The following is a 21,428-nucleotide window of genomic DNA, read 5'->3' as shown; positions in this document are numbered from 1 at the left end:
CATAGCTTAGCTAAAGGATTAAAAAACTATAATTGCGTTTTTACTTCATTTCACTTCAATATCTAAAGAGAGTAGCCTATATGCAAAATACCCAAAATATCCGTAATATCGCCGTTATCGCACATGTCGACCACGGCAAAACAACTTTGGTTGATGGACTACTAAGCCAATCAGGCACATTCAGTGAGCGCGAAAAAATCGATGAGCGCGTAATGGATAGCAACGACTTAGAAAAAGAGCGCGGAATCACAATCCTATCCAAAAACACCGCCATAACTTATAAGGACACAAAAATCAACATTATCGACACGCCCGGACACGCGGATTTTGGCGGGGAAGTGGAGCGCGTGCTAAAAATGGTAGATGGTGTGCTTTTGCTTGTCGATGCGCAAGAGGGCGTGATGCCACAAACCAAATTTGTCGTAAAAAAGGCACTAGGCTTTGGAATCCGCCCCATTGTCGTGGTAAATAAAATCGACAAACCCGCAGCCGAGCCTGATAGGGTGGTTGATGAAGTGTTTGATTTGTTTGTGGCTATGGGAGCAAGTGATGAGCAGCTTGATTTCCCCGTGATTTATGCAGCTGCGCGTGATGGCTATGCTATCAAGAATCTAGAAGATGAAAAAAAGAATTTAGAGCCACTCTTTGAGGCGATTTTAGAATGCGTGAGTGCGCCTAGTGGAAGCAGTGAAAATCCCTTGCAAATGCAGATTTTCACGCTTGATTATGACAACTATGTGGGCAAAATCGGCATTGCACGGGTGTTTAATGGCGTTGTCAAAAAGGGCGAATCCGTAATGCTCGCCAAGGGGGACGGCACAAAGGAAGTGGGCAAAATCACAAAGCTCATCGGCTTTATGGGACTCGCGCGAACCGAAATCGAAACCGCTGGAGCTGGGGACATCGTGGCGATTGCTGGGTTTAACGCCGTTGATGTGGGCGATTCGATTGTGGATAAAGACAATCCAATGCCACTTGACCCTATGCACTTAGAAGAGCCCACGATGAGCGTGTATTTTGCGGTAAATGATAGCCCACTAGCTGGGACAGAGGGCAAACATATCACGGCAAATAAGATTAAAGATAGGCTTTTAAAAGAAATGCAGACAAATATCGCAATGCGCTGTGAGGAAATGGGCGAGGGGAAATTCCGCGTGAGTGGGCGCGGGGAGCTACAAATCACTATTTTGGCGGAAAATCTACGCAGAGAGGGTTTTGAGTTTAGTATCTCCCGCCCTGAAGTGATTGTCAAAGACATTGATGGCGTGAAGTGTGAGCCCTTTGAACACTTGGTAATTGACACGCCACAGGACTTTAGCGGGACGATTATCGAGCGACTTGGGCGCAGAAAGGCAGAGATGAAAGCGATGAATCCGATGGGTGACGGATTTACGCGCTTAGAGTTTGAAATCCCTGCGCGGGGGCTTATTGGCTATCGTAGCGAGTTTTTGACAGATACAAAGGGCGAGGGCGTGATGAATCACAGCTTTTTAGAGTTTCGCGCATTTAGCGGAAGCGTGGAATCGCGCAAAAATGGTGCGCTCATCTCTATGGAAGCGGGTGAGGCGACAGGATTTTCGCTTTTTAACATTCAGGAGCGAGGGGTGCTTTTCATCGCGCCACAGGCAAAAGTCTATGTGGGAATGGTGATAGGCGAACATAGCCGTGATAATGACTTAGATGTCAATCCCATAAAGGCAAAGCACCTTACAAATATGCGCTCTAGTGGTGCAGATGAGGCAATCAAACTCGTGCCACCACGCGATTTAACGCTAGAGAGGGCATTAGAGTGGATAGAAGAAGATGAGATTTTAGAAATCACGCCACTAAACTTGCGAATCCGCAAAAAGATTTTAGAGCCAAATGCAAGAAAAAGGGCAAATGCTAAAGCCAAGTAGCATAAAGCAAATATGCGTAAGCGCAAAATCTTGGCTATGCTATGTGCTTTATCAGCTTTTGTCTTAGCAATCTTGTATCACAATAATCCCACAATTAAGGAGTAGATTTTTTGCTTGACTTGCGAAGTAGTATAAAAAAGCATTTTAAGATAAAAGGATTTTTAAAATAAATGTTTTTTAAGCTACTTTTTGCTTTTGCTAAACTACCAAATAAAACTTGCTTGTAAGAACTCTACTTGAATTTATAGGGGCAGTTTTTTGGTTTGTTTGCCTCACTATTTTGTATTTATTTGTGCCTATTTGTGTTGTTATCTGTTTTGATTCTGTTTTTTTTTTTTTTGTATAAACCAAATCATCAATTAAGGAGATACGATGAGCCTTTCTACCAAGCATATCACTGCAAAATCGCTACTAGAGCCAAACCCGCAAGTGCTAGAACAAAACGCGTTTTTGGAAGCGATGAGATTTCGCCACGCGTGCAAAGTGTTTGATAGCACCAAAAAAATCCCACAAAATCACTTAGACATCATCATCGAATCAGGTAGGCTAACGCCTAGCTCATTTGGACTAGAGCCTACGCGCTTGCTTGTAGTGCGAGATAGCAGTGTGAGAGAATCCCTAAAACCACTTTGCTGGAATCAATCTCAAATCACAGATTGCAGTGAAGTGGTGATTTATCTAAGCAAAATCGCTGATATGAGCCACACTACAAACTACGCTACACAAATGTTTGAGCGAAAAGTAGGCGGTAGTAAGCCTGAGGAAGTGAGAGCAAAGCTAAAGGCTTACAAAGATGAGCGATATGCGGGATTTCTAGCGCAAAACGGCTATGTGGATTCTAGCTCAATATATCAGTGGAGTGCCAAGCAAGCCTACTTGATAGCAATATCGATGATGAATTGCGCTGCGTTTTTGGGAGTGGATTCTTGCGCGATTGAGGGGTTTGACAGAAGTGAGCTAGAGGAGTTTTTGGGGATTGATACTTTTAGTGAGCAAGTAGCACTGCTTGTTTGCTTTGGGTATAGAATCGCACCTCCTAAGCACAAAGCACCTAGAATCGCCTTTAATGAATTTGCAAAAATACTCTAAATAAGGATAAAAAATGTCAAAATCAGATTTTACAGTTACTAAGCGAAACGGCAGAATCGAACTCCTTGATGTCAATAAAATCAAAAAATATACTTCAAGCGCGGTGGAGGGACTAAGCGGAGTAAGTCAGAGTGATTTGGAAATGGACGCAAAGCTACATTTCCGCAATGGTATCAACACATACGAAATCCAACAAACACTTATCAAAACCGCAGTAGATAAAATCGATATAGACACGCCAAATTGGACATTTGTCGCAGCAAGGTTATTTTTGTATGATTTGTATCATAGAGTAAATGGCTTCACAGGATACAAACACCTAAAAGACTACTTTGAAAACGCAGAATCTCAAGGCAAAATCATAAGCGGACTAAAAGAAAAATTTGACTTAGAGTTGCTAAACTCTAAAATCGAGCCAAAGAGAGACTTGCAGTTTAACTATCTTGGGATAAAAACTCTCTATGATAGGTATCTAATCAAATCCAAAGAAAATAAACCTATTGAATTACCACAACATATGTTTATGTCAATAGCAATGTTTCTAGCACAAAATGAAAAAGACAAAAATGAATGGGCGATAAAGTTCTATGATATGATTTCCAAGTTTGAGGTGATTTGCGCTACGCCCACACTTGCAAACGCCCGCACACCGCGTCATCAGCTTAGCTCTTGCTATATCGGTAGCACGCCTGATAATATTGAGGGGATTTTTGATGCCTACAAAGAAATGGCGTTGCTTAGCAAGTATGGTGGCGGAATCGGGTGGGATTATTCCAAAGTGCGCGGACTTGGTAGCTTCATCGATGGACACAAAAATGTAGGTGGTGGCGTTGTGCCATTCCTAAAAATCACAAATGATGTCGCTATCGCGGTAGACCAGCTTGGCACGCGCAAAGGCGCAATCGCTACTTACCTAGAAGTGTGGCACAATGATGTAGAAGAGTTCATCGAGCTACGCAAAAATAGTGGGGAAGAAAGACGCAGGGCACACGATTTGTTCCCTGCGCTTTGGATTTGTGATTTGTTTATGAAGCGTGTGGAGAAAGATGAGCTGTGGACACTTTTTGACCCATATCAATGCCCAGAGCTTACCGAACTGTATGGAGAAGAGTTTGAGGCAAAATACATTGAGCTAGAAAACAACCAAGACATTCTAAAAAAACGAATGAAAGCAAAAGAGCTATGGAAAAAGATTCTTATAAACTACTTTGAAACAGGAATGCCGTTTTTGTGCTTTAAAGATAACGCAAACAGGGCTAATCCAAACGCGCACGCAGGAATCATACGAAGCTCAAATCTCTGCACAGAGATTTTCCAAAACACTGCACCTAGCCACTACAAAGTCGAAGTAGAATTTGAAGATGGCAAGAAACAATACTTTGAAGAAAATGATGAAATAACAACCGATGAGGGAGTAAAAAAGAAAGCAAACAAACTCACTTCCCTAGACTCTATCAAAGGCAAAAAAATCTATATCACTACCAAAATCCAAGAGGGCGGCAACACCGCTGTATGCAACCTAGCAAGCGTGAATCTAAGCAAAATCCACACAAAAGAGGACATTGAGCGCGTGCTACCTGTGGCTATTAGAATGCTTGATAATGTGATTGATTTAAATTTCTACCCAAATCGTAAAGTAAAATACACAAATATGCAAAATCGCGCCATAGGGCTTGGCGTGATGGGCGAAGCCGAAATGCTCGCCACAAAGCAAATAGAGTGGGGAAGCCAAGAGCATCTAAACACGATTGATAATATAATGGAAATGATAAGTTTCAATGCGATTCTCTCCAGCTCCAATCTCGCTAAAGAGCGCGGAAGCTATCCACAATTTGAGGGGAGTAATTGGAGTAAGGGGATTTTCCCTATCGATGTGGCAAACAAAAATGCACTAAATCTCACTGATAAGACACTTTTTGATACAGAATATAATTGGCAGGAGTTGCGCAACAAAGTCAAATCACAAGGTATGCGAAATGGCTATCTTATGGCGATTGCACCGACTAGCTCGATTTCGATTTTGGTAGGCACGACACAGACCATCGAGCCTGTGTATCAAAAAAAGTGGTTTGAGGAAAATCTAAGTGGCATTATCCCCGTAGTCGTGCCAAATCTATCTATTGATACGATAAACTACTACCCCTCCGCATATAGCCTAGACCAAACACTTCTTGTCAAAGCCGCAAGTGTGCGCCAAAAGTGGATTGACCAAGGACAAAGTCTAAATATCTTTTTGCCATCTGGGGACACAAAAGGAAAACTTCTAAACGATATATATATGCTTGCGTGGAAGCTAGGGCTAAAATCCACTTACTACCTCCGCACAAAAAGCCCTGAAATCAAAGATGATGTTGTGGATAGGGGACTAGAGTGCATAAACTGCCAATAACTCTGCAAAAATATCTAATGGAGAGAAAATGAAATTTGTAAGCGTCATAATGGGGAGCAAAAGCGACTACGAGGTGATGAGCGAATGCTTAAAAGTGCTAGATAATTTTGGTGTGCGCTATGAAGTGCTTATCTCTTCAGCACACAGAAGCCCACAGCGCACGCACGACTACATAAAAGACGCAGAATCTCGTGGGGTGCAAGTGTTTATCGGTGCGGCTGGTATGGCAGCCCACCTAGCGGGTGCGATAATCTCTCAAACCACAAAGCCCGTAATCGGTGTGCCACTAAAAGGTGGAATCCTAGATGGGCTTGATGCACTCCTTTCAACCCTGCAAATGCCATCATCTATGCCTGTGGCAACTATGGCAGTAGGCAAAGCAGGCGCGATAAACGCGGCATATCTAGCCACGCAAATCCTTAGCCTAAATGATGAAAATCTAGCGCAAAAACTTCGACAAGACAGACTAGAAAAGCAAGAAAAAGTCGCACAAGATTCTGCTTCAATAGAAGTTTTGCTTAGCTCAAAATAGATAAGTTTTTTGTATTTTTTAGTTTTTTTATGTTTTTTTCTTGCGCCTTGCACTTTTATATTTTTTGCTAAAAAAATATAAAAACTTTGGCAAGAATTTTTGTAGTGTCTTTTGCAATATTTTAAGGTTATCTAGTTTTGTTTGAGTTTTTACAAAGAATCTTTAAGGAATAATTTTTGCATATAGTGGCTTAGAAAAGCACAAATGCAAAGGAATATAATGGAATCCAACGCACCCACAAGCACTTCTACAACCCCAGCATCTGCAAAGGCTTGGATAGAATTTAGCGAATTTCTAAAACTCTCTGGCTTAGAAGAGCAAAAAGTTCTTGAAATGATAGAAAATGGGCTAATCACAAGCAAGGAGGAGGACGGACGCAGGCTAATCGAAGCAGAGAGTAGCTCAAATGCCCTAGTGCAGCGCGTGCAAACAGGGCTTACCTCCGCAGAAGCAAATGGTAGCTCTTATGACCCCGTGTTTGTAGAGCGCACGATTCACACTATTATGGGCTTGCACGACAAAGTCATCAGTGCAAAAGATGAAACCATAGTCGCCTTTAAAAGTGAAAATAGCTTCCTAAAAGACGCGCTAATCTCTATGCAGGAAGTCTATGATGATGACAAAAAAACGATAGAAGTAATGCGCGAAGAGTTAAGCCACGCTAGAGAAGAACTAGAATTTATGAAGCGCAAATATCGGCTAATGTGGGGGAAAGTCGCAGACTTGGGAAACGCTAAGGGGTAGATAGTTTTTGTGGGTTTTTGTAGACTTTATGCAGAATTGTAAAAAAATTATAAAAAAAATTTGGATAAAAATATGCTTTTGCACTCAATAGCTAATTGCAAAAAAGCATTTGATTTTTTGTTTTTGTAGCTAAATAACCATTTTGATTTCAGGGTGGGAGCTAAGGAGGGAAAAAATCTCATTGCGATACTTCTCACTATCCACGCTAGTGCTTAAGTGCATAGATACAAATCGTCCTTTTGATGAGCGATTTTTGGATTCTAGGCGATAAGGGGTTTGCATTATCTCGCCTACGATTTCGCTGATTTTCTCGGCATTTTCGCCTATTATGCGATATTCCCACACGCAAGGGTAGCTAATCTCTAGCTTGCTTTTCATACTCGCTCCTGCTTTTTAGGGTTCTCACACTTCCACATTTTTTTGCGCTTCAATGTATATCATTACCTAGCTCTAAAAATATCTGCTCTAAATGCTTTGGAATCGCTACGGGCTTTTGGCTTACCACATCGACATAGCCTAGTCGCACTTGCGCGCTAAATATTTTTTCTTCACTAGGACTATCAAGTTGTTTTTTTTGAGTGGATTTTTGCGCTGATTCTAGGATATTCGCACTAGAATCTAGCACGCTTAAATGAGGTAGTTTATAAATATCTTGGAGTAGGACTATTTGGACTTTGCCGAGTTTTGTAAGTTTTGAGCGCACTTCTAGCATATCCCCTAGCCTAGCAAAGCCCAAAAACTTCGCCTCCATAACACTCACTACAAACCCAGCACTTGTTTGAGATGGCAATAGTCCTCGCGAGAAAAATAGCTCACTCCTAGCCCGTTCGCAGTATTTTATGTAGTTTGTATGATACAAGATACCGCCACAATCGGTATCCTCATAGTAGATTCGTATTCGCATTTAGGATTTACCAAGTATTTGTGGGTAAGAATTTGGACTTGATTTCTTGGGCTAATTCATTAACTTGATATACAAAGTTTTGCAATCAACTAGCATAGGTTTGCTAGAATCTATGCAAATCATCACTCTTAAGTAGCACTTCAGCTACTAGCGGTCTTCTTTGATTCTAGCTGCTTTACCTTTTCTATCACGCAGATAATACAGCCTTGCTCTGCGCACACGGCCAACGCGTAGCACTTGTATGCTTTCCAAGCTATCGCTATAAAGTGGGAAAGTTTTTTCTACACCGACATTGTTTGCGCCGATTTTGCGAACGGTAAAGGTGCTATCCACACCATTGCCACGGATACAGATACACACGCCCTCAAAATTTTGGATTCTTGTTTTATCACCCTCCACGATACGAATGCCTAGCTTAATGGTATCGCCCGCCTTAAATTGTGGGACTTTTTTATCCCCGATTTGAGATTTTTCAAAATTCTCAATATATCGATTTTTCATTGTCTATCCTTTCTTTTTGGGGTTATTTGGATTGTGGATTTTCCATTTTTCAAAGAGATTTGGACGGAAATAGCGCGTCTTACACACTGCCAAATCATTTTTCAAAATGCTGATTTTACTATGATTTCCCTTTGAATACACTGAAGGGGCGATAAAATTTACAAAATTTTTATCATTTTTCGCGCTTGCTTGGCAAGAAAATCCAAAATCTGCAGTAGAAAAATCTGTAAAGAAACTATCCAAAATCTTCTCGCCCTTGATATGTCGCGCAAATACGGGGGCTTCGAGCAAGTAGTTTTCAAAGCTCTCCCCCTGCAAAGACTCGCTATTGCCAAGCACACCGCTAATATTTCTAGCGATACTATCACATAGACATAGCGCGGCTAGCTCGCCACCTGTGAGGATAAAATCCCCTATGCAAAACACCTCATCGGCGAATGCCTCTATCGCCCTCTCATCGACCCCCTCATAACGACCACAAACAAAGGCGATATGAGGTTTTTTTGCTAGCCTTTTTGCGTCATTTTGGGTAAATGGCTTGGCACAAGGGGTTAGAAAAATGATATGCGGCCGTGCTGTTTTGCAAATATTTATGTCAGTATTTTTGCTAGCGTTTTTGCTGGTATTTTTGCTTTTTGAAGTATTTTTATCGGTGGCTTGTATGCAGTCTTGTGTAAAATCCTGCGTAGAATCTAGCGCAAAATCTTGCTGTGGAATCTGTGCTTGATTTTGCCTAGCGTCTTGGTTTGTTGTTTTTTGCAGTGATGAGATAGCACGACTAAGCACTTCATAGCTTATCACTTGCCCTGCCCCACCGCCGATTTGGGGCATATCTACGCTTTTATAAGCGTTTGTAGCAAAGTCGCGGATTTGTATCGTCTCAATGCTGATTAGTCCATTTTCTCGCGCATTTTTGAGGATAGAATCGCTGAAGTATCCCTCAATGAGCTGGGGAAAAAGTGTCAAAAAACTAAAGTGCATTTTTACCCTTTATTTGCGCCTTGTTGCGCTATTTTTGCTTGCTTGCGTTGTAGATTTTACTAGATTTTGCACTGATTTCCTAGCTTTGCTCTAAAATAGCTTTGGCGTTTTTGGTAAAAATCCTGCCCGTTTGCAAGCAAATTTCTAGGATAAATCTATCAATATAAGGCACAAGGAATGTTTTTGGTTTTTTTTGTTTTTTTGTGGGTTTGGTGGTGGGGTTTGTAGATTTTGCTATATTTTTTGATTTGTTGAGTTTGTGCTGTGTGGATTTCGTAGCGATATTTGATGCAAGATTATCAGCCACTTCCACTATGAAATAATCAACATTGCCAATGCGCTCAATATCTCGCACAATGCCTAGATTTTCGCCATCTTCGATAATGTCTAGCCCGATAATGTCAAAGTAAAAATACTCATCTTTTTTTAGCTTGCAATGCTCTCTACTCTGTGCTTTTGTCGCATAGATTTTGGCATTTACAAGCTGCTTGGCACTATCTGCCGAAGTGATTCCCTCAAACTCGATGAAATATTTATCGTTTTTTTTGATAAAAGAGCTTACTACGAGAGTGAGCGTAGTATGGGTAGATATAGTAGTGGCAAATTCCGTAGATTCTGCCACATTTGGATACATACTCCCAAAATCTTTGGTGGTATTTTGAGATTGTGTTTTTGATTTTATTTTAGATTTTAGGGATTCTAGCTCGTTTGCAAGCCTTACTTGCACTTCTATGCCACGAGATAAAAACTCCTCAAAATCCCCACTAAGCCAAAAGCAAAGTCCACCTTTTAGTCCGCTTACACGCCCTATTTTGCCGACTTCTACAAATTCTGCAAAATCTGCATTTTTTGCGGATTCTGCTATGCTTTTAGATTTTGCAAAATCTATATTTTTTGATTCTTTTTTGGACTTTTTAGAATGTGAGGATTCTAAAAAATGTTTGCCCTTCTCGCTTAAAGAGGAGGATTCTCTAGTGTGGTTTTTATTTTGGCTACTCATTATTTGGGTGGACAGTGATTTTATAAGTCAGCCCATCTTTTGCTTTGCACCCAGAGACGAAAGTCTTAAGAGCGGCTATCATCTTGCCCTCCTTGCCTATCACGCGCCCCATATCTTGCACCCCGACAAAAACATCAAGCAACTTCATATTTTCATCTTTTAGCAAGCGACTCTCTACTGCGACTTGCTCGGGATATGCCACGATTTTTTTGACATAGCTTTCTAGAAATTTCTCTATCATTTTTTACTCTTTGATAATGTAGTATTTTTGATTATTTGAAATAATTTAGCACTTAAAAATATTCGCTATTTTTTCCAAACTTTCAAACTCTATAAAATCCCCTTAAAAACCAAATCCCCGATTTATCCCCTATTTTTCCCCACGCCTAAAAATACAAGAAAACCCAAAATCCCCTAAAATTTACATTGTGCTATAAAGAACTTTAAAAATTCTAATCGAAAATTTTAATCGCCCCCCAAATCCATATAAAACATCACTTCACTATTTCACGCTTGCTAGCTTTTCTACTCGCTCACTCATCTTTGCACCCACGCTTTTCCAATACGACAGTCGCTCGGTGTCGATTTTGATAAGTGCGGGTTCTACAAGCGGATTATAATATCCGATAGATTCTATCCAGCCTCCATCGCGCCTCTTGCGAGAGTCCGTTACTACAACGCGATAAAAAGGCTTTTTTTTGCGTCCCATTCGTGTGAGTCGTATAACCGTTGCCATTGCTACTCCTTTGATTCTTAAAGTAAGATTGATAAAACAAAGCGCAAATTATAGCAGATAATTCACAAGATAATTCACATAAATCAAGCGTTTTTCTAACCAAAATCCAAGCCACACACAAAAAATGTCCGTTTTTTTTTTTTTTTGTTTCTGCATTCTTAACAAAAAATAGATATTTTTTTACTACATTTTCAGTAACGGAGAAAAACGGAGAATGCGCACTTTTTAGATTTTTTGCCTTTAGATTTTGTGTAAGGATTTTGCTAGAGATTATCAAAAATCACTAAAATCCGCTATGAATCTTTAAGCAGATTTTCTAAAAATTGTGTTGAAAAAGTTTTCTTCAAATTCTACATAAGACTTGCGGGGAGCGCACAATGGATATAAGAGATGTCAAAAAGATTCAAGAAGGCATAAGTAGCAAAGACAATCAAGTAGAGCGCATAAAAATCGGTATTGTGTGCTTTTTTATGCTTAGCGTGGTGATTATCTCGCTTTTGGGGTATTCTACACAGCCACTTTTGCTTGCGTTTGCCGCGCTTGTGGGTGCGTATATGGCGATGAATATCGGCGCAAACGATGTGGCAAACAATGTAGGACCTGCTGTTGGTTCTAAGGCTATCACTCTTACAGGCGCGATTATCATTGCTGCGATTTGTGAGGCAAGTGGCGCGATTCTCGCAGGTGGAGATGTCGTAAGCACGATAAAATCCGATATCATCGCTCCTGAAAAAATCGCAAATGCTGAAATCTTTTTGTTTGTTATGCTAGCTGCGCTTCTATCGGGTGCTATTTGGGTGCATTTGGCTACGATTTTGCGTGCTCCTGTGTCTACTACGCACGCTATCGTGGGCGGTGTGCTAGGAGCGGGGGTAGTCGCTGGTGGCGTGGCTGCGGCAAATTGGTGGGTGCTAGGAGGAATAGCACTTAGCTGGGTTATCTCACCTGTTATGGGCGGAATCATAGCGGTAATATTTTTGGTATTTATAAAGCGGACTATCACTTACAAAGAGGACAAAAAAGAAGCGGCAAAAAAAATCGTGCCTTTGCTAGTATTTGCGATGAGCTGGGCATTTTGCGCGTATCTTTTGTTGAAAGGATTCTCTAAGCTATACTCTTTTAGCCCACTGCAAGCGGGGCTTATCTCACTATTTGTGGCTATCGTGGTGTATTTTGTAACCACGCCTTTTATCCGCCAAAAAGCCTCCACGCTTCAAAACACCAAAGAATCCATAAACACACTCTTTACGATTCCGCTGATTTTTTCTGCGGCACTGCTTAGCTTCGCGCACGGCGCAAACGATGTGGCAAACGCCATAGGTCCGCTCGCTGCGATAAATGAAGCACTAAGCGGTGGCGACATAAATAGCAAAGCTAGCGTGCCTTTTTGGATTATGCTTATCGGTGGGCTTGGGATTTCACTGGGGCTAGCACTCTATGGTCCTCGCCTAATAAGAACAGTGGGTAGTGAGATAACCGAGCTAGACAGAATGCGTGCTTTTTGTATCGCTATGAGTGCGGCTATCACGGTGCTACTAGCAAGTGCGCTAGGACTGCCTGTAAGCTCCACACATATCGCTATCGGCGCGGTTATCGGGGTGGGGTTTTTGCGCGAATATATCAAGGGACGATACTTTGAAATGTGTGAGCAAATCATCAAGGCACACAAAGGCAAAGACCAAAAAGTAGCTGAAGAGTTCCTAAGGACTTTTGCCAAAGCAAATGTCAAGCAAAAAGCCCAAATGCTAGAAAGCCTAAAGACAAAAAATCCAAACTTTGAGCTAACAAGCAAAGAGAAAAAAGAGCTAAAGAAATTCTACAAACACGAGCTAGTCAAGCGCAGTGAGATAAACAGAATCATCGCTTCTTGGGTGATAACCGTGCCTGCTTCTGCTGTGCTTGGGGGATTTGTATTTATCGCGTTTAAGGTAATGTTTATCGATGGGTAGATTTTATATTTGCTAGAATCTAGTTTGATTCTAGCAAAAGGTGTATAAAGTCTATAAATCTTTTAGATACTCCAAAAGCGCGTAGAAATTCTCTTTCGTGGTTTCCTCTACTTGAGTGTCGCTGTTTTTAAACCATCTACTTAGATTGCTACGCTTGATGACTTTTTTGCTAGAATCTAGCAAAAACTTTTGCATATCGTTTTTGCTAAAAAGATTCTCTATTTCCTTGATTTTATCCCGAGTTGCATCTTGCGCTTCAAATGCCTCATCTATGCTTATTACTTTTAGATTGTCTTTCTTGTGATTTTTTATAGCTTCGCCTGATTTGTCATTATCTAGAAGCAATAAGGCGTAATGCTCTTTGTGCGCTCGTGCGAGTTTGGGTAGCTCTTCTAAAATCTTTTTTTGCTTGTCGCTAAGTCCTTTTTTGTCTTGCTCTATTTTGCCTAGCCCGCCGATTGGCAAAAAGGCTATATCTAACTTTTTGTCCTTTTCTTTTTCATAGAGTAGCTTAAATTTTATGAGGTAGTTATAATCCGTGATTCCCTCTACAAAGATAATCCTACTATCCCCACCCACCATAGAGAAGTGATTATCCACCCCAAAGGCTTGCCCTATCTTAGCGAGCGAATCTATCTCATCATCTATGGTAGAAAAATCATTGATGATTTCCGTGCCACAGACTTCTTTATTTTTGGCATTGTCCTTGCTAGCCACTCTTTGCTTGATGATACGAATCTCATCTAAATGATTTATATCTATCATATATGGCGTGTGTATCGCTGCTATGAAAGTGATATGCTTTGACTTGGCAAAGTCTTTTAGAAACTTTCGCAAATCTCTTTGAGTGGGGATACTTAGGCTACCACCTAGCTCATCAAGCAAGACTATATCGCCGTTATTTAGATTATGCGAATGCAAGAAATTAAAGAAAAAGCTAAAAAACCACTGAAATCCTGTGGATTGTTGAGAGAGTGTAAGTGGCTCTTTTATGGTGTTTTTCTTGCTAAAAGATAGTGATATACGAGCACTCTCTAGCCGAAGTCTGAAGGCATATTCACTTCCCCATTGATATAGTTCGTTGAATTTCTTTGTAACAGCATTTTTGATAATCTTGTTTATATTCTCTTCTAGATTTTCCCTATATGCGTCATTTTTATTTTTGGAGTAGCACTCTTGTATCTGTGTGGCTACTTTGGTATCTCCTAGTGCTTTGCATAGGCTTTGGAAAAATCTAGAAGTGCCAAAATCTCTTGGTGTGGTAACCAAATCGCTATCTTTCACTTGATTTTCCTCATACCAAATCACTTGAGGTATAAGGCTCTCATCTCCTGATATATCTACTCCACTCTGTTGATAGATTATAAAAGAATCCACTTTAGGAAAGAAAATCTCTTTTAATTTATTATATTTGTCCTTAAAAGGATTGGAATCTATCCTGCTTTTATTACTATATTGACGCTTTAATTTATCTACTTGTTTTCTTAGCTTGGTGATTTTATCAGCATATTCATCACTATTAGCCTCATCACAAATTTCATCAAAAAGGTCAATTTTTTGCTCCAACAATGAGAGATTTTCACTTACATAGTATTCACATCGCTCTCTTCGGCTTGTGGAATAATAACCGTAATCTGCATATCTATATGCTTTCCAATCAATATTGTCAAAATAAACTCTTGTAGCCTTGTCATAAAATGAGGTAATATATTCCTCAAACTCACTATCTTCCTCTACCTCATCATACTTCCACTTCTGCCACTCATCATTAATTTTATCCTCAAGAAATATCTCACTAATCTCACTAAACTTTTGGCTAAGTGCTTGATAAGTCGCTTTCCTATCGATAATCTTTTGCTTTTTGCCTATGTTTTCCACATATAAGATTTCGACAAAATTTTCCTTGCATTCCCCTATTTCATTTTTGAGATTATTTGTGCCATTTACTGATTTATCTTGCCACTTCTTAAAATCCGCTTTTAAAAACTTCTTTAGCTCATTTGCATTATCTAGAGTGGTGATACTAGGCTCTTTTGATTGTATAGACTCAATAGTCTCCTTTACCCAAAAACGACAATTTGCGATAAATGCCCTATCAATGTTTTTTACCTCGCTAATATCGTTGATTTTTATCACACGAAAGCAGCCCAAGTCTTTCCCCGCCCTAGTCATACAAAAAAACACAAATCCCAAATCTTGTAACACAAGCCGAATCTCTTCTCTAGGATTTTTTTGGGATTTATTCATATCGTGAAATGCCAAAACATTGGCATTGTCAAATAAACCTCTACAATGCTCTATGTATTCTTTTTGAGAAATCCCTTTTAGCCTTGCTCCCTCCTCTAGTGATTCAGGCGTAAAACTGATATTAAAATCCTTATCTTTAAACTCCTTGCTTAATGATCGCAATTTGCTAAAATCTAGTTTGGCAGAAGTCGCCCCCCCCCCCCCCGCAGAAGTATTTGTAGAAGCACTTGCAGATGAAATATCAGCAAAAGCGATAGTTTTCTCTATAAGTTTTATACTTGGGTTTGCTTCCTCACAACCTACGAAGTTTGGCTTATCGCTTTCTTGGAAAGACTTATCTCCAAATGCTTTTATCGCAGATAGTAGATTGCTTTTGCCGACATTGTTTTCACCGATGACAAATAGCAAATCCCCGCTATCGCTTGGTGGCAGGATAAGGGTTGTTTTCTCTCCTATGCCTAGATTTTTGAAGTTGTTGATTTCAAGTTTGCGTGTTTTTTTGACTTTATCACTTTGGATTTTGTCTTTTTTATCTGTTGCTGTGGATTTTTGCAGATTTTGGAGCGGATATTTTATTTACGCCTGTGAGGATATATTCTGCAATATAGCCTGCGATTTCGACATCTACCGAGCTTGTTACATTATGCACCTTTAAGCCCATCTCTTTAGCTTTTGTGAGAACCTCTTCTGGCTTTCTTGCGGTTTCTTGTGCGATTTCTGATAGTTTTACTTTAACCATTAACTCATCTCCTTATTCTATGGTATAGTTTAAGCTGATTTTAAGATTTAGAGAAGCATAGAAAGCTATAAGTGGCTCTAGCTTCTCCAAATCGCTTTGTGTAGGGGCTGGTCTAGCGATGATTTTAGCACATTCTAGCAAGTATTCCAAGATAGCATCATAGATTTCGCTACTGCTAAGCAAATCTATAAAATCTATCTTTGTCTTGCTTTCTTTTTTTAGCAAGCTAGCGATGATTTCCTCTTTTTGGGCTTTGCTTTCTTTGGTGTCTTGCTTGCCTAGATTTATCGTAGCGATATGCCTCAAAATCCCTATCCTACTCAAATCCTCCTGCTTGTCGATAAACTCAAACAGCCTTAGCACTTTGGCTTGGATTTTGTCTTTTTGCCCTCTCTCATATAGCTCGATAAACTTATATGCCGTAGGGCGAGAAATATACAAAAACTCCGCCAAATCCACAAGCCTAAAATCCGCCTCGCGCATTTTGTCGCGCAAAAACTTCACGCTTTTGGTGCTTTTAGCTATGTTTTTTTTGGTAGTGGATTTTGGCTTTGTTGATTTTTGCATTTATCTGCCTTAAGTTTTAGATTTTGCTTTGATGAATTTATAAACTTGGCAAAAATTCATCGGGGATAATTGTAGCTCATTTTTACATTATTTGTCAATATATATTTTACAAAAAATGTAAAATAATGCTTTTTCATCAACGACAAATCCTACCAAACTACACAATTTGCTAACTATATTTTAAGTATTTAGTGCTATAATCCACCAAATTTGTTTTTTATGAGGTTTTTTAAGATAGCTTGATTTAGCCTGACTTTGTTTCGGGGTTTTGGGCGTTTCAAGCTTTAGTTAGTGATTTGGGCTTTGCTAGATTATTGGATTTTACAAAACCCAAAAACCTAGCTAGCAAACTAGAAGCTACCAAAGCCTATATTTGCATTCTTTGTGGCGTTATCTACACTGCACTTAAATGCTAGATAGGTTTTCTTAAGGAGTTGAGACTTTGGACCCGTCCCATTCGGTTTTTATGCTGATTTTGGCAGTCATATTTGTGTTATTAAATGCCTTTTTTGTTGTCGCAGAGTTTGCGATTGTCAAAGTGCGCCGCTCCAAGCTAGAGGAGCTACAAAAAAATAGCCAAAGGGCTAAATTAGCACTAGACATCACTAAGCGACTAGATTCTTACCTCTCTGCTACCCAGCTAGGTATCACGCTATCTTCGCTCGCACTTGGGTGGATAGGCGAACCTGCATTAGCTAGGCTTGTAGCGATTCCTTTTGCGCACTTTTTTGGAGAAAATCCACTTCTTATCCACAGCATAGCAGTGTTTATCGCTTTTACGCTTATCACGCTTTTGCACGTAGTGCTAGGCGAAATCGTGCCCAAATCAATCGCCATAGCCAAAAGTGAAAAATCCGCGCTCTTTGTAGCGTATCCTCTATACTACTTCTCTGTGGCGTTTTACCCTATTATCAAGCTTTTTGACGCGCTAGCTGCGTTTATCTTGCTACAGATTCATATCACACCTGCAAGTGAGGAAGAAAACGCACACTCTGAAGAGGAGCTAAAAATCATCGTGGGTGAGAGCCTAAAGGGTGGCTTCATCGACTCTTATGAGGGTGAAATCATCAAAAATGCGGTGGATTTTAGCGAAACTATCGCAAAAGAGATAATGACACCGCGCAAAGATATGGTGTGTCTAAATGCAGAATCTAGCTATGCTGAAAATATCGCAATCATCAAGCAGACAAACCACACACGCTATCCCTACTGCAAAAGTGGCAAAGACAATATCATCGGTATGATTCACATACGAGATTTGCTTATCAGCTCGGCAGAATCCAAATCCAAGCCAAACTTGGAAAGCATTATCCGCAAAATGATTATCGTCCCAGAGACAGCTAGAATCTCACAAATCCTAACCACGATGAACAAAGAGCAAATCCACATAGCCCTTGTCATCGATGAATACGGCGGCACAGCAGGGCTGCTGACGATGGAGGACATCATAGAGGAAGTGATGGGTGATGTAACCGATGAGCACGATATGAAAAACCAAGAATCAAAGCGCATAAGTGATGGCGTGTATGAAGTCAATGGTATGCTTGATTTGGAAAGCGTGGAGGAGCTTATGGGGATAGAGTTTCAAGGAGAGCTAGAGCAAGTAACTATCGGTGGCTATGTGTTTAACCTACTTGGGCGACTGCCTATGGTGGGCGATACTATCAAGCAAGAGGGGATAGAATTTGTCGTGCTAGAAATGGACGGTGCGAGAATCAAACGGCTAAAAGTGATAAAAATCGAGGAATCTACTAAGCAACCTAAGGAAGCTAAAAAGTCCTAAATATATCCAATCTTAGTGGCACAAAAATCAAGTAATGCAAGTAGAGCGAGTAGCACAAAAATCAAAAAAAGCGCAAGAATCAAAGAATCTCTACGCAAAAAACTTACCCACACAAAATCTGCCATTTTGCACGCTAGAATCCCGCTCCTTTAGCACAAAATCTAGCTTTAGAGAAGCGATAAAATCCCACCTAAAATCTAGCCCAAAATCTCACGCGCATTTTTGCAAAGACTCTAGCACAGATTCTAGTTACTCTAGATTTTATGCAAATTCTCGTCCTATCTCATATTCTCATCGCCACTTAAATTCCCTGCTAGAAAAAATTTTGTCCCAAAAACGATTTAAAAATATACTGCTTTTTTACCCACTGCCCTTTGAAGCAAATATCCTCCCACTCCTTAAAAAACTTAAAAAAAACAAAAATAAACGAATTTTTTTGCCAACTATAAAGGGACTTAACTTTAAAATGTTATTATATCGCTTGCCTTTAGTAAAAAATACATTAGGGATTTTTGAGCCACACCTTAGCTCTTATGTGCCAAATCGCATTGATTTCGCGCTTATCCCAGCACTTGGGATTGATAAATTTTATGCACGAATCGGTATGGGAAAAGGAATGTATGATAGGGTATTTGCAAGCCTATCAAAAAAACAGCCTAAGCACAAAATGTGCAAAACACAAAAAATATGTAAAGTATTTGTAAGCCAAAATCTATACATTTCCAAACTCCCTTTGTGCGAGGATTTCGACATTAGGGCAGATATGTATTTAAGCTATAAATTTGCAAAATCACAAAAAAAAGGTTTTTATAATGTCTTGGACACTTCTTATAAGTTTTTTAGGTTTCGGGGTGCTAGTAGGGGCGGTGGTATTTTTTATCTGCCGCAAAATCGCTAGCTTGGATTCTACTCATCTACTAACTCAAGCAAAAGCAAAAGCCCGTGCTATCGAACTAGAAGCGCAAGCCCTGCTTGATAAGCAAAAGTTTTTGGCAAAGGAGCGTGAGCTCCAGCTTGAGCAAGAATACAAAAGCAAAGTCCATAGTATGAATGAGGAGCTAAAGCGCAAGGCTTATGAGTTTGAGTGCAAAGAAAATCGACTAAAGGATAGGCTAGAGCGTGAGACAGCGGACTTAAAAAAAGAAAAAGAGAAAATCACTTTAGAGCTAAACAATCTATCTCTCCAAAAAGATAGCCAGCTAAAAATCCAGCAACAATACCTTGAAAAAATAGAAGAGCTAAATAAAACTCTTAGCCACTACACGGGACTTACCAAAGAGGAAGCAAGGCAAATGCTTCTAAAAAACCTAGAAGATGAGCTAATTGATGATAAAGCACACCTTATCCGCCGATACGAAAAAGAAGCAAAAGAGGAGGCTGCAAAAATCGCAAACTTTATCCTAGCCCAAGCCACTACGCGCTATGCGGGCGAGTTTGCCTCCGAGCGACTTATCAATGTCATAACACTGCCAGATGATGAGATGAAAGGCAGAATCATAGGCAAAGAGGGGCGAAATATCAAAGCCCTAGAGCTAAAAAGTGGTGTAGATGTCATCATCGATGATACGCCAGCTACGATTATATTAAGCAGCTTTAATCTCTACCGCAGGACCATTGCAGTAAAAACCATAAACACCCTTGTAGAAGACGGCAGAATCCACCCCGCCAAAATCGAGGAAGTCTATGAGCGAATTGAAGCACAAATGGATGCTGAAGTGCAAGAGGAGGGCAAAAGCGTGGTGCTTGATTTGGGGCTTGATTATATGCATCCAGAGATTATAAGGCTTATTGGTAAGCTACGCTACCGAGCGAGCTTTGGGCAAAATGCTTTGGGGCATTCTATACAGACGGCAAACCTAGCAGGTATCATCGCCGCACAGCTTGGTGGCGATGAAAAACTGGCAAGACGCGCAGGACTACTCCACGACATAGGCAAAGCACTCACTATCGAAAATGGTGGTGGCAATCACGTAACTTTGGGTGCGGAAGTATGCAGACGATACAAAGAGCACCCCGTAGTGATAAATGCGATAATGAGCCACCACGGAAATGAACCATTTGAGAGCGTAGAAGCAGCAGCGGTATGTGCAGCAGACACACTCTCTGCAGCTCGCCCGGGAGCTAGGAGAGAGGTGCTAGAGAGCTTCCTAAATCGTATGCAAGACTTAGAAAAAATCGCCAATGACAAGCTAGGCGTAAAGCAGGCTTATGCAATAAATGCGGGGAGAGAACTACGAGTGATAGTGCGCGCAGATGTGATAAATGATTCTCAAAGCATAGTGCTTGCAAAAGATATAGCCAAAGAAATAGAAAAAAATCTAAACTATCCCGGCGAAGTCAAAGTAAGTGTGATACGCGAAGTGAGGGCAGTAGAATTTGCCCACTAGGTTTTTTAAGTCAAGGCAAGATTTTTAAGTGATTTTTGATTCTTAAATGATTTGTGGTAAAAGGATTTTGCAATATAATCGGGGAAGTGAAAAAGCAACAAAAAACGACAGAAATAAAAAATCAAAAAATAGAGAAAGCAAAAGCGGGAGAAATAAAAACGATGTATAAAAACATAAAAAACACTTTTTTGATACTAAGTGTTGGATTTTGTGCTTTCTTTATAGGCTGTAAAGACAAAGAAATAAGCCAAAAAAGTTTTAGCTACACTTCGCTAGATTCTAGCTATGAGATTACCATAGAAACGCCACTTTTACCTAGCAACACCACAGATGATACTTCCGCAAATAAGGACAACTCACCCGCTAATAAAACTATCACAAATCCCAAATCCCTAAAAGAAAAGCTAATCCTCCAAAAAAATGGCAAGACACAAAACCGCATTATTATGCTTGTTTTTGTAGATGCAGATTGCGAGGATTGCGCAAGGTATTATGAGCATCTAAACCACTTAGATGCAGAATCCAAAGCGATGATTGTCGCTGTGCTATCACGCAAAATCGATGAAAAAGACTTAGTAGCATTGCAAAAAAAATATACGATTGATTTTGCTCTGCTAAACCCAAAATCTAACCAAAATAACGAGCTTTTAACACTACTTGTAGAAAATAAATTTGTGCGCATCCAAAATGACTTAAAATCAGTGAATAGTTTTATAAACCCCATAGAATCCAAAACAACACAAAAAAACGCGCAATCTGCAAAAGCTAATGATTCTAGCGATTCTAAAGAATCAAGTAATTTAAGCGAATCTCAAAAACTTCAGCCAACAGCCCCAAAAATCCCTGCCCTGCCCTACTTTGTGCTTTTTGATAAAGCGCAGGTATTTTACCAAGACTATGAGGGGATTATCCCAGAAGAGATTTTCTCAAGCGATATTGCCTCGCTTGCCCGATAGCTTTTATCGCAAAAACAGATATTGCC

General features: G+C 40.1%; 20 protein-coding genes. 10 read left to right on the top strand and 10 right to left on the bottom strand.

Features of this window, described 5'->3' with window-relative positions; all coding sequences use genetic code 11:
- The first annotated feature begins 80 nt into the window (after positions 1 to 80).
- From typA to CQA40_RS00350, 5 genes are all read left to right on the top strand, one after another.
- The gene (gene typA / locus CQA40_RS00370; RefSeq protein ID WP_115519021.1) at positions 81 to 1,898 is read left to right on the top strand and encodes a translational GTPase TypA; all 1,818 of its coding nucleotides are present in this window, start codon (positions 81 to 83) and stop codon (positions 1,896 to 1,898) included.
- Between the two features lie 372 nt (positions 1,899 to 2,270).
- Positions 2,271 to 2,987 carry an NAD(P)H-dependent oxidoreductase gene (locus CQA40_RS00365; protein ID WP_115519020.1) on the top strand — a complete coding sequence of 239 codons (717 nt, stop codon included), beginning with the start codon at positions 2,271 to 2,273 and terminating at the stop codon, positions 2,985 to 2,987.
- A 13-nt stretch (positions 2,988 to 3,000) separates the two neighbouring features.
- Positions 3,001 to 5,376 carry a ribonucleoside-diphosphate reductase subunit alpha gene (locus CQA40_RS00360; RefSeq protein WP_115519019.1) on the top strand — a complete coding sequence of 792 codons (2,376 nt, stop codon included), beginning with the start codon at positions 3,001 to 3,003 and terminating at the stop codon, positions 5,374 to 5,376.
- 28 nt (positions 5,377 to 5,404) lie between these two features.
- Positions 5,405 to 5,908, top strand: a complete 504-nt coding sequence (gene purE / locus CQA40_RS00355) for a 5-(carboxyamino)imidazole ribonucleotide mutase (protein WP_115519018.1) — start codon at positions 5,405 to 5,407, stop codon at positions 5,906 to 5,908.
- A 219-nt stretch (positions 5,909 to 6,127) separates the two neighbouring features.
- Entirely contained in the window at positions 6,128 to 6,652 is a 525-nt protein-coding gene (locus CQA40_RS00350) for a DUF3972 domain-containing protein (protein ID WP_115519017.1), read from the top strand.
- A 129-nt stretch (positions 6,653 to 6,781) separates the two neighbouring features.
- Here the strand turns inward: CQA40_RS00350 and CQA40_RS00345 are convergent, their stop codons facing one another.
- The 7 genes from CQA40_RS00345 to rpsP all read right to left on the bottom strand — a co-directional run bounded on the left by CQA40_RS00345 (position 6,782) and on the right by rpsP (position 10,774).
- Positions 6,782 to 7,030 carry a YbeD family protein gene (locus tag CQA40_RS00345; protein WP_115519016.1) on the bottom strand — a complete coding sequence of 83 codons (249 nt, stop codon included), beginning with the start codon at positions 7,028 to 7,030 and terminating at the stop codon, positions 6,782 to 6,784.
- 49 nt (positions 7,031 to 7,079) lie between these two features.
- A complete protein-coding gene (locus tag CQA40_RS00340) occupies positions 7,080 to 7,556 on the bottom strand; it encodes a YbgC/FadM family acyl-CoA thioesterase (RefSeq protein ID WP_115519015.1) in 477 nt (158 codons plus the stop codon).
- 147 nt (positions 7,557 to 7,703) lie between these two features.
- Entirely contained in the window at positions 7,704 to 8,057 is a 354-nt protein-coding gene (gene rplS, locus CQA40_RS00335) for a 50S ribosomal protein L19 (protein ID WP_023927545.1), read from the bottom strand.
- Between the two features lie 3 nt (positions 8,058 to 8,060).
- Entirely contained in the window at positions 8,061 to 9,038 is a 978-nt protein-coding gene (locus tag CQA40_RS00330; protein ID WP_309544441.1) for a tRNA (guanosine(37)-N1)-methyltransferase TrmD, read from the bottom strand.
- Positions 9,039 to 9,117: 79 nt separating this feature from the next.
- Positions 9,118 to 10,038, bottom strand: coding sequence for a ribosome maturation factor RimM (gene rimM, locus CQA40_RS00325; RefSeq protein ID WP_115519014.1), 921 nt, complete (start codon positions 10,036 to 10,038; stop codon positions 9,118 to 9,120).
- On the bottom strand, positions 10,031 to 10,279 hold the full coding sequence (locus CQA40_RS00320; RefSeq protein ID WP_115519013.1) for a KH domain-containing protein: 249 nt from the start codon (positions 10,277 to 10,279) through the stop codon (positions 10,031 to 10,033). The genes rimM and CQA40_RS00320 overlap by 8 nt, the downstream gene beginning before the upstream one ends.
- Before the next feature lie 261 nt (positions 10,280 to 10,540).
- Positions 10,541 to 10,774 (bottom strand): 30S ribosomal protein S16, encoded by a 234-nt coding sequence (gene rpsP / locus CQA40_RS00315; protein ID WP_115519012.1) that lies wholly within the window; start codon positions 10,772 to 10,774, stop codon positions 10,541 to 10,543.
- A 377-nt stretch (positions 10,775 to 11,151) separates the two neighbouring features.
- Between rpsP and CQA40_RS00310 the strand changes: the two genes are divergently transcribed.
- On the top strand, positions 11,152 to 12,723 hold the full coding sequence (locus CQA40_RS00310; protein ID WP_115519011.1) for an inorganic phosphate transporter: 1,572 nt from the start codon (positions 11,152 to 11,154) through the stop codon (positions 12,721 to 12,723).
- 51 nt (positions 12,724 to 12,774) lie between these two features.
- Here CQA40_RS00310 and CQA40_RS00305 read toward each other — a convergent pair whose 3' ends face one another.
- The 3 genes from CQA40_RS00305 to CQA40_RS00295 all read right to left on the bottom strand — a co-directional run bounded on the left by CQA40_RS00305 (position 12,775) and on the right by CQA40_RS00295 (position 16,276).
- Positions 12,775 to 15,378, bottom strand: a complete 2,604-nt coding sequence (locus CQA40_RS00305; RefSeq protein ID WP_115519010.1) for a hypothetical protein — start codon at positions 15,376 to 15,378, stop codon at positions 12,775 to 12,777.
- Between the two features lie 121 nt (positions 15,379 to 15,499).
- Entirely contained in the window at positions 15,500 to 15,709 is a 210-nt protein-coding gene (locus CQA40_RS00300; protein ID WP_115519009.1) for a translation initiation factor IF-2 N-terminal domain-containing protein, read from the bottom strand.
- A gap of 12 nt (positions 15,710 to 15,721) precedes the next feature.
- Entirely contained in the window at positions 15,722 to 16,276 is a 555-nt protein-coding gene (locus tag CQA40_RS00295; protein ID WP_115519008.1) for a hypothetical protein, read from the bottom strand.
- A 442-nt stretch (positions 16,277 to 16,718) separates the two neighbouring features.
- On the opposite strand from CQA40_RS00295, the gene CQA40_RS00290 reads away from it, so the two are divergent.
- The 4 genes from CQA40_RS00290 (at position 16,719) to CQA40_RS00275 (ending at position 21,402) form a co-directional block, all read left to right on the top strand.
- Complete coding sequence (locus CQA40_RS00290) at positions 16,719 to 18,059, top strand: hemolysin family protein (protein WP_181882772.1); 1,341 nt, start codon at positions 16,719 to 16,721, stop codon at positions 18,057 to 18,059.
- A gap of 34 nt (positions 18,060 to 18,093) precedes the next feature.
- Entirely contained in the window at positions 18,094 to 18,957 is an 864-nt protein-coding gene (locus CQA40_RS00285; protein WP_115519006.1) for a 5-formyltetrahydrofolate cyclo-ligase, read from the top strand.
- Entirely contained in the window at positions 18,872 to 20,446 is a 1,575-nt protein-coding gene (gene rny, locus CQA40_RS00280; protein ID WP_115519005.1) for a ribonuclease Y, read from the top strand. Before CQA40_RS00285 ends, rny begins: the two co-directional genes overlap by 86 nt.
- A 161-nt stretch (positions 20,447 to 20,607) precedes the next feature.
- Positions 20,608 to 21,402 carry a hypothetical protein gene (locus tag CQA40_RS00275; RefSeq protein WP_147290125.1) on the top strand — a complete coding sequence of 265 codons (795 nt, stop codon included), beginning with the start codon at positions 20,608 to 20,610 and terminating at the stop codon, positions 21,400 to 21,402.
- The last annotated feature ends 26 nt before the right edge of the window (positions 21,403 to 21,428 follow it).

This window comes from Helicobacter sp. MIT 01-3238 (assembly GCF_003364135.1).
GTDB lineage: Bacteria > Campylobacterota > Campylobacteria > Campylobacterales > Helicobacteraceae > Helicobacter_B.
The sequence above is the reverse complement of the archived record's forward strand: the minus strand, read 5'-3'. Positions and strand labels throughout refer to the sequence as shown.